Annotated in this window: 9 protein-coding genes and 1 riboswitch; of the genes, 4 read left to right on the top strand and 5 right to left on the bottom strand. The window is 73.3% G+C overall.

Going from position 1 to position 8216, the window contains the following annotated elements:
- Positions 1-85: 85 nt before the first annotated feature.
- Positions 86-715: an MBL fold metallo-hydrolase gene (locus ABZT03_RS20040; RefSeq protein ID WP_356041106.1), complete on the bottom strand. Its 630-nt coding sequence runs from the start codon at positions 713-715 to the stop codon at positions 86-88.
- Positions 715-1800 carry an S-(hydroxymethyl)mycothiol dehydrogenase gene (locus ABZT03_RS20045; protein WP_356041108.1) on the bottom strand — a complete coding sequence of 362 codons (1086 nt, stop codon included), beginning with the start codon at positions 1798-1800 and terminating at the stop codon, positions 715-717. The genes ABZT03_RS20040 and ABZT03_RS20045 overlap by 1 nt, the downstream gene beginning before the upstream one ends.
- A 211-nt stretch (positions 1801-2011) precedes the next feature.
- Between ABZT03_RS20045 and ABZT03_RS20050 the strand changes: the two genes are divergently transcribed.
- Positions 2012-3766 carry an ABC transporter ATP-binding protein gene (locus ABZT03_RS20050; protein ID WP_356041110.1) on the top strand — a complete coding sequence of 585 codons (1755 nt, stop codon included), beginning with the start codon at positions 2012-2014 and terminating at the stop codon, positions 3764-3766.
- 80 nt (positions 3767-3846) lie between these two features.
- Here ABZT03_RS20050 and ABZT03_RS20055 read toward each other — a convergent pair whose 3' ends face one another.
- A complete protein-coding gene (locus ABZT03_RS20055; RefSeq protein ID WP_356041112.1) occupies positions 3847-4146 on the bottom strand; it encodes a hypothetical protein in 300 nt (99 codons plus the stop codon).
- A 174-nt stretch (positions 4147-4320) separates the two neighbouring features.
- On the opposite strand from ABZT03_RS20055, the gene ABZT03_RS20060 reads away from it, so the two are divergent.
- Entirely contained in the window at positions 4321-4686 is a 366-nt protein-coding gene (locus tag ABZT03_RS20060; RefSeq protein ID WP_356041114.1) for a nuclear transport factor 2 family protein, read from the top strand.
- A 325-nt stretch (positions 4687-5011) separates the two neighbouring features.
- Positions 5012-5096, top strand: a riboswitch (ZMP/ZTP riboswitch).
- A gap of 20 nt (positions 5097-5116) precedes the next feature.
- On the top strand, positions 5117-6010 hold the full coding sequence (locus ABZT03_RS20065) for a bifunctional 5,10-methylenetetrahydrofolate dehydrogenase/5,10-methenyltetrahydrofolate cyclohydrolase (RefSeq protein ID WP_356041115.1): 894 nt from the start codon (positions 5117-5119) through the stop codon (positions 6008-6010).
- On the opposite strand, the gene ABZT03_RS20070 is transcribed toward ABZT03_RS20065, so the two are convergent.
- Both ABZT03_RS20070 and ABZT03_RS20075 read right to left on the bottom strand, forming a co-directional pair.
- Positions 5989-7014, bottom strand: coding sequence for a CU044_5270 family protein (locus ABZT03_RS20070; protein WP_356041117.1), 1026 nt, complete (start codon positions 7012-7014; stop codon positions 5989-5991). The genes ABZT03_RS20065 and ABZT03_RS20070 overlap by 22 nt on opposite strands.
- Positions 7007-7555, bottom strand: a complete 549-nt coding sequence (locus ABZT03_RS20075; protein WP_356041119.1) for a sigma-70 family RNA polymerase sigma factor — start codon at positions 7553-7555, stop codon at positions 7007-7009. The genes ABZT03_RS20070 and ABZT03_RS20075 overlap by 8 nt, the downstream gene beginning before the upstream one ends.
- Before the next feature lie 106 nt (positions 7556-7661).
- On the opposite strand from ABZT03_RS20075, the gene ABZT03_RS20080 reads away from it, so the two are divergent.
- Positions 7662-8216 (top strand): cbb3-type cytochrome c oxidase subunit I (locus tag ABZT03_RS20080; protein ID WP_356041121.1); only part of this gene is annotated, 555 nt, incomplete at its 3' end.

Consider the following 8216-nt stretch of genomic DNA (forward strand, 5'->3'; position numbering starts at 1 on the left):
TGGCGGCGGCCCTCGCCCTGCCGCGGGGGATCACCCGGCCGGGCGCGCCGCCCGGCGGCGGACCGCGGTCACCGGCGCCCCGGGGTCAGTGGCCGCGGGCGATCCACTCCTCCAGGTGCGGTGCCTCGGCGCCGATGGTGGTCGGCTCGCCGTGCCCGGTGAGCACCTTCGTCTCCGCCGGCAGCTCCAGCAGCCGCGTGCGGATCGACTCGACGATCGTCGGGAAGTGGGAGAAGGAGCGGCCGGTGGCGCCCGGGCCGCCCTGGAAGAGGGTGTCCCCGGTGAAGACGGTCCCGAGCCCCGGGTCGTAGAGGCAGACCGCGCCGGGCGCGTGCCCGGGGGTGTGCAGGACCCGCAGGTCGGCGCCGGCGGCCTCGAGGACCTGGCCGTCGAGCAGCCAGGCGTCGGGCTCGCGGCCGGGATGGGTCTGCTTCCACAGCGGCAGGTCGTCCTGGTGCAGCCAGATGGTGGCACCGGTGCGGTCGGCGAGAGCGGGGGCCGCGTCGATGTGGTCGTTGTGGGCGTGGGTGCACACGATGGCCGTCAGCCGCCGGTCCCCCACCGCCTCGGCGATGGCGTCGGCGTCGTGCGCGGCGTCGATCACCACCACCTCGTGGTCGTCGCCGACCAGCCAGACGTTGTTGTCGACGTCCCAGCTGCCGCCGTCGAGCGTGAACCGGCCCGAGGTGACGAGGCGTTCGATGCGGGCGGCCATCACAGCACCACCACCGAGCGCAGCACGTCACCGTGGTGCATCCGCTCGAACGCCTGCTCCACCTGGTCGAGTCGGATCGTCTCGGTGACGAAGGCCCCGAGATCCAGGCGCCCCTGGAGGTGCAGGTCGATCAGCATCGGGAAGTCCCGGCTGGGCAGACAGTCGCCGTACCAGGACGACTTCAGGGACCCGCCGCGCCCGAACACGTCCAGGAGCGGAAGCTCCAGCTTCATCTCCGGGGTGGGCACCCCGACCAGGACGACGGTGCCGGCCAGGTCACGGGCGTAGAACGCCTGCCGGTAGGTCTCGGGGCGGCCGACCGCCTCGATCACGACGTCGGCGCCGAAGCCGCCGGTCAGTTCCTGGATGGCCGCGACCGGGTCGTTCTCGCGCGAGTTGACGGTGTGGGTGGCGCCCATGGTGCGGGCGGTGGCGAGTTTACGGTCGTCGATGTCGACGGCGATGATCCTCGCGGCGCCGGCCAGGGCCGACCCGGCGATCGCCGCGTCGCCCACACCGCCGCAGCCGATCACCGCGACCGTGTCGCCCCGGCCCACGTTGCCGGTGTTGATGGCGGCCCCGATGCCCGCCATCACGCCGCAGCCCAGGAGCCCCGCCACCTGCGGGGCCACCGACGCGTCGACCTTGGTGCACTGCCCGGCGGCGACCAGGGTCTTCTCCGCGAACGCGCCGATACCGAGGGCCGGGGACAGCTCGGTGCCGTCGGTCAGGGTCATCCGCTGCGAGGCGTTGTGGGTGTCGAAGCAGTACCACGGGCGTCCCCGCAGACAGGCCCGGCAGTGCCCGCACACCGCACGCCAGTTGAGGATCACGAAGTCGCCCGGCGCCACGTCCGTGACGCCCTCGCCGACCGACTCCACGACGCCCGCCGCCTCATGGCCGAGCAGGAAGGGGAACTCGTCGTTGATGCCGCCCTGCTTGTAGTGCAGATCCGTATGACAGACCCCGCAGGCCTGCACCTTCACCACGGCCTCACCGGGCCCCGGATCGGGCACGACGATCGTCTCGATCCGGACCGGTTCGTCCTTACCCGGTGCGATCACGCCGCGTACTTCCTGCGCCATCGTGCTGAACCCTTTCGTCGGCCGAAGTCCCTCGTGGCGACCCTACGCGTGACTGATCGGTAAGGGCACGGAACGCACCCGCGGCCGGCTTCCTCGTGTCACCGGTCGGGACACGGGCCGAGGGTGGGGAAGGGCCGTACCGGCCCGCGTCCGGGCGGGTGCGGCGACGTAGCCTGGGGGCTCCGCCCGACCCGCGGTCCGAAGGAGCGTCGTGAGCATCGCACAGACGGAGACCGGCCCGCCGCCCTGGCGACTGCTCCTCGGCTACGTACGACCGCACCGGTGGGCGCTGCTCACCGGCGCGCTGCTCTCCCTCGTCACCGGGGCCACCGGACTGCTGCTGCCGCTGGTGGCACGGGAGTTGATCGACGACCTGTCCCACGACCGCGCCATCACCGGCGCGTTGCTCGTCATGTCGGGCCTGGTGATCACCAACGCGGCGCTCGGCGGCGTCGGTTCGTACGTGCTGCGGCGCACCGCGGAGTCGGTGGTGCTCGGCGCGCGGCGCGCCCTGTCCTCGTACCTGCTGCGGCTGCGCGTCCCGGCCGTGGACCGCAGCGAGCCGGGCGACCTGATGGCGCGCATCACCTCCGACACCACCCTGCTGCGCGAGGTCACCACCGACTCGCTGGTCGGCCTCGGCACCGGCGGACTCACGCTGGTCGCGACGGTGGTCATGATGGGGCTGGTCGACCCCGTGCTGCTCGGGGTCACGCTGGCGGTGATCCTGGGCGCGGGGACGGTGCTCGGCGTGATCGTGCCGCGCATCAACCGGGCGAGCCGGCGGGCGCAGGACGCGGTCGGGGTGATGGGTGCCTCGCTGGAGCGGATACTCGGCGCGCTGCGCACGGTGAAGGCGTCGGGGGCCGAGCACCGGGAGGAGCGCACCCTGCACGCGGCCGCCGAGGAGTCGTGGCGGCAGAGCGTGCGTGCCGCCAAGTGGTCGGCGGCGGCGGGCAACACGGCGGGACTGGCGATGCAGATCGCGTTCATCACGGTGCTCGCGGTGGGCGGGGCGCGGGTCGCGACCGGCGCGATCGAGGTGGGCACCCTGGTCGCGTTCCTGCTGTACGTCTTCTACCTGATGTCGCCGATCCAGCAGGTCGTCGGCGCGATCACGCAGTACCAGACGGGCTCGGCGGCCCTGTCCCGCATCCAGGAGGCGCTGCGCCTGCCCGCCGAACCGGCGGGCGAGCCCGCCCGGTTGCCCGCCCCCGGCGCGCCGCCCGCCGCCGTCGCCTTCACCGACGTCCGCTTCCGGTACGCCGACGACCTGCCGTACGTCCACCACGGCGTGACGTTCGAGGTGCCGGCACAGGGCATGACGGCGTTCGTCGGTCCGTCCGGCGCGGGCAAGACCACCGTCTTCTCCCTCATCGAGCGGTTCTACGAACCGGAGTCCGGGGCGATCACGCTCGACGGGCGTGACGTCGTGGACTGGGACCTGCCGGCCCTGCGGGCCGCGATCGGGTACGTGGAGCAGGACGCGCCGGTCCTGTCGGGCTCGCTGCGGGACAACCTGCTGCTCGGCAACCCGGACGCGGACGAGGACGCGCTCGCCGAGGTGCTCAAGACGACCCGCCTCGACGGTCTGGTGGCCCGGCTGCCCGCCGGCCTCGGCACCCTGGTCGGGCATCGCGGCACCAAACTGTCGGGCGGTGAGCGCCAGCGTGTGGCCATCGCCCGCGCCCTGCTGCGCCGCCCGCGGCTGCTGCTCCTCGACGAGGCCACCTCGCAGCTGGACGCGGTGAACGAGGCGGCGCTGCGCGACACCGTCGCCGACGTGGCGCGGACGACCACCGTCCTGGTCGTCGCCCACCGGCTGTCCACGGTGACCATGGCCGACCGGATCGTCGTGATGGACGCGGGGCGCGTCCGCGCGGTCGGCACGCATCGCGAACTGGTGGCCGCCGACCCGCTGTACGCGGAACTGGCGGCGACGCAGTTCCTGGCCACGGCCGGCTGACGGGCTCCGGCGCCCACACGGGCGAGGGCCGCCCCGACATTCCGGCCGGGACGGCCCTCGGTGCGCGCGACGCCCGTCGGCTAGCCGACGGCGGGAAGGAGCCCGGTGACCGGTGCGACCAGGTCCGTGAGCTGGTGCAGCTGACCCAGGTCCTTCAGGCCGTTGACCTGGTTGAGCTGGGCGAGCTGCTGGGAGACCGGCGGGACCGCGGCCCGCTGCTCGGCCGGGAGGCCGCTCACGGCGAGCGAGTCGAGCGCGGTGATCGGGTTGAGCCGGCCCGTGGCCGGAGCCGGCACGGCGGCGTTCGCGAGCGGCGCGGCGAGCGCGGTGACACCGGCGGCGAGACCGACGGCTGCGACGATACGGCGAGTTGAGATCATGCACTGAGCAACGCGAGCGGGCCACGCGTGGACACGGGCAGCGCCTGCCGCTCACTCGTCAGGCGGAGGGGACCGGCTGCGCTTGCCTACCCGTCCGGGGCGGAGGAGTCTCGGAGGAGGGGTCCTTCGCGGCCCGACTCCTCAGCGGGCCGCGGCCCCTCGAAGGAGGTCAACATGGGTACCGCGGCAGGCCCCGGGTTCGACGGCGAAGTCCTGCGCCGGGGCATCGAAGGACAGACTGCGGCGACACTTCTGTCGCTCTACGCGGACGACGCGGAGATCCGTGTCGTGGACCGCAACACCCAGCCGAGCCGGCCCATGGTGCTGCACGGCCGTACCGAGATCGGCAAGATGCTGGAGGACATCTACGGACGCGACATGTCGCACAAGATGGAGCAGTGCGTCGTGCAGGGCGACAGTGCCGCCTTCAGCGAGTCCTGCCTGTACCCGGACGGGGTCCGTGTCCTGTCCGAGTCGATGATGTCGCTGCGCGACGGCAAGATCGTCCAACAGACCATGATCCAGGCATGGGACGAGTAGGAGGATGCTGCCGAGGGTCCGGATCACGTCCCGGTTGACCTGGACCTCTCGGCGCGGGCGGAGCTGGGAGGCCCCGCCCGTCCCGGCCGCGAAGGAGTCCCCGCGGCGGCCCTTCCGCTCTCCGCGTTCCTCCTCCACCCACTCCTGCGAGGGGGTCACTCCGGCCGCCACCCCACCCGGCGCACGCGCCGAGGGTGAGCGCACGAACCGAGCGGGCCCTCGGTCGCCCGGCCGGCCTGCTGCGGCCTTTCGCTGTCCCAACGCCCGCCGCAGCAGGCCGGTTCACGGTGCGCCGTGGCCGAGTGGCGAGAGAGCGCCTACGCTGGGGGCGGGCCGTGACTGGCGCTGAGGTGGAGCACCACCGGGGAGCGGCCCGCGCAGAGTCGATGCCGTGCGCCTGGGCGATCCGTCACCAGCTCAGGAGTGGATCATGTCCCAGGCACGTCTCATGGACGGCACCGCGCTCGCCCGCACCCTCGTGGCGGACACCGCCGAGCGAGCCTCCGCCCTCACCCTGCGGACGGGCACGACGCCCTGTCTCGCCACGGTGCTCGTGGGCGAGGACCCGGCGTCGGTGACGTACGTCCGGATGAAGCAGAACCGCTCACGCGCGGCCGGTATCGAGTCGCGGCACGTGACACTGCCGGCGGCCACGACCACCGGCGAACTGGTCGGCGCGCTGCGGTCCCTGTCGGCGGACCCCGGGGTGCACGGCATCCTGCTGCAGCATCCGATGGGCGCGCACATCGACGAGCGGGCCGCGTTCGAGGCGATCGCGCCCGAGAAGGACGTCGACGGGGTCACCTTCGCCTCCTTCGCGGCCATGAGCTTCGGTCTGCCGGGTTTCGTGTCGTGCACGCCCGGCGGCATCATGCGGCTGCTCGACGCGTACGGCGTGGACCCGGCCGGGAAGCGAGCCGTCGTGGTGGGGCGGAGCGCGATCCTCGGCAAGCCGGCCGGGATGCTGCTGCTGGCCCGCGACGCGACGGTGACGTACTGCCACTCACGGACCCGGGACCTCCCGGCGGTGGTGCGCGAGGCGGACATCGTGGTCGCCGCCGTGGGACGGCCGCGGCTGGTCCGGGGGCAGGACGTCAAGCCCGGCGCCGTCGTCGTGGACGCCGGCTACAACCCCGGGAACGTCGGCGACGTCGACTTCGACTCGGCCGTCGAGCGGGCCTCGCTGATCACCCCGGTGCCGGGCGGCGTCGGCCCGATGACGATCGCCGTCCTTCTGGAGCAGACCGTCGAGGCCGCGAGCCGGCAGCTCGGGGTGACCGGGGCGGCCCCGGGCGGACGGGCTCAGCGCATCCAGGCGCTGTAGCTCTCCACGTCGCCCGCTTCGACGCCGAACTCGGGCTCGGCCTTCGTGACGGTGGCTTCCAGGCCGAGGACCGCGCCGGTGGCCGGGTCCATGATCAGCAGACGACGGAAACCTGCGCCCTCGTACACGTACGCCTGCCCGCGCCGGCCGAGCCGGTCGGTGACCTGGCCCGCGGGGCGCAGTCCCGGGGTGTCCGCGAGGAGCCGGGCGAGCGTCGCCGACTCGCGGGCGCCGAGGGTCCAGTGGTCGAGCAGGACGCCGACGGCGTCGAGGAGTTCGGGGGTGGACGGCCGGGTGCGGAGGGAGGCGGCCTCGCGCAGGTAGGCGCGCAGCCGCGTGACGTCGCGCGGCGGCGGGGACTCGGGCGGCGCGTCGCTCCAGCTCGGCGGGTAGGTCTGCCGGCTGATGACGTGGCCGTCCTCGACCAGGTGCGGGACCTCGCCCGCGTCGCTGAGGACGGGCCGGCCGGGGTGGCGCGGGTCGGTGGCCACGACGAGCTCCGTGTGGCTCGCGTCGGCGTGCCAGCGCACGACGCGCTCCTCGGGAAGGGTGATCGGGGGTTCGTCCTCGCTCATGCCCAGGCTCCAGGACTGCACGTGGGTGCCCCTGGTCAGGCGCGGCAGGCCGTCGGCGGCGGCCGCGTCTGCGCGCGCGGCCAGCACGTCCAGCGGTACGGGGGTGGAGTCGGCCCGGACGACCAGCGGGCGGGGCGCGGCGACGGCGGGCGGCGTGCCGGGACTGCTGACGACGAGGGTCAGCGTGATGGTCGTGACGACCGTAGCGGCCACCAGAGCCCAGGCCAGCCGGGCCCGGTGGCCGTGGGCCGGTCCGTGCGGAAGCCGTGGCCGGCGGGTTCCCGGCCGCCCGCGGCTGACCGGAGGGCGCCGGTGCAGCAGCCGGTCGAGGTGCCGCTCGGCCCGCTGGTCCAGCGGGCCGTCACCGAAGGGGGGGCGGTCGGCCGGCACGGGGTCGGCGCGGCGCAGGAGTTCGAGTTCGTCAGCCATGGTGGTGCTCCTTCGCGGCTGTCCCACTGGTCGCGGCTTCGGGGCGCATCCGGTCTATCTCGGCTCTCAGCCGGCCCCGCGCCCGGTGCAGCCGCATCGACGCGGCCCGCTGTCCGCAGCCGAGGGCGACGGCGACCTCCTCGATACCGAGTTCCTCCCAGGCCGTCAGCCGCAGCACCTCCTGGTCGGCCGGGGACAGCCGGGCGAGCGCCTCGTGCACCCAGCCGCCCGGGGTGTCGGCGTCGGGGCCCGCCGTGACGTGCCGGCCGTGCGCGGTGTCGTCGTTGCCCAGCCGGGCGACGAGCCGCCGCAGGCGTCCCTGGCCGCGCACGGTGTTGGACAGGCAGTTGCGCGCCACGCCGTACAGCCAGGGCAGCGGGCTCGGCGGCAGGTCGGCCCGGCGGCGCCAGGCGATCGTGAACACCTCCGCCACCACCTCCTCCACCTCGCTCGTCCGCCCGCCCAGCCGCCGCGCGACATAGCGGCTGACCGCCCAGTAGTGCTCGCGATAGGCAGCGGCGAACGTCTCGTCGTCGCTCATGTCCCGCCTGTGTCCGGCACCCGCCCGATCGTCACAGGCGTCCGGCGTGATCCACCTCGCATCCCCGAAGTGTGACGTCCGGGCGGGGCGCGGACACAGGCGGGGCGTGAGAGACCTCAACGTCAAGAGCACCGTCAAGAGCATCAAGTGGCTGACGACCACTGACCACAAGACGATCGGCACGCTGTACCTGGTCACGTCGTTCGCGTTCTTCTGCGTCGGTGGCGTGATGGCGCTGTTCATGCGCGCCGAGCTGGCCCGGCCGGGTCTGCAGATCATGTCGAACGAGCAGTTCAACCAGGCGTTCACGATGCACGGCACGATCATGCTGCTGATGTTCGCGACGCCGCTGTTCGCCGGCTTCGCCAACTGGATCATGCCGCTGCAGATCGGCGCGCCGGACGTGGCGTTCCCGCGGCTGAACATGTTCGCCTACTGGCTGTACCTGTTCGGCTCGACCATCGCGGTCGGCGGTTTCCTCACCCCGCAGGGCGCGGCCGACTTCGGCTGGTTCGCCTACTCCCCGCTGTCGGACGCGGTCCGCTCGCCGGGCGTCGGCGCGGATATGTGGATCATGGGTCTGGCGTTCTCCGGCTTCGGCACCATCCTCGGCGCGGTCAACTTCATCACCACGATCATCTGCATGCGCGCTCCCGGCATG

This window comes from Streptomyces sp. NPDC005574 (assembly GCF_040605435.1).
Classification (GTDB): Bacteria; Actinomycetota; Actinomycetes; order Streptomycetales; family Streptomycetaceae; genus Streptomyces.

What these genes read in the sequence shown, in the direction of transcription:
- ABZT03_RS20040 (WP_356041106.1), bottom strand. Translation starts at nt 715, where the DNA reads ATGGCCGCCCGCATCGAACGCCTCGTCACCTCGGGCCGGTTCACGCTC.
- ABZT03_RS20045 (WP_356041108.1), bottom strand. Translation starts at nt 1,800, where the DNA reads ATGGCGCAGGAAGTACGCGGCGTGATCGCACCGGGTAAGGACGAACCG.
- ABZT03_RS20055 (WP_356041112.1), bottom strand. Translation starts at nt 4,146, where the DNA reads ATGATCTCAACTCGCCGTATCGTCGCAGCCGTCGGTCTCGCCGCCGGT.
- ABZT03_RS20060 (WP_356041114.1), top strand. Translation starts at nt 4,321, where the DNA reads ATGGGTACCGCGGCAGGCCCCGGGTTCGACGGCGAAGTCCTGCGCCGG.
- ABZT03_RS20065 (WP_356041115.1), top strand. Translation starts at nt 5,117, where the DNA reads ATGTCCCAGGCACGTCTCATGGACGGCACCGCGCTCGCCCGCACCCTC.
- ABZT03_RS20070 (WP_356041117.1), bottom strand. Translation starts at nt 7,014, where the DNA reads ATGGCTGACGAACTCGAACTCCTGCGCCGCGCCGACCCCGTGCCGGCC.
- ABZT03_RS20075 (WP_356041119.1), bottom strand. Translation starts at nt 7,555, where the DNA reads ATGAGCGACGACGAGACGTTCGCCGCTGCCTATCGCGAGCACTACTGG.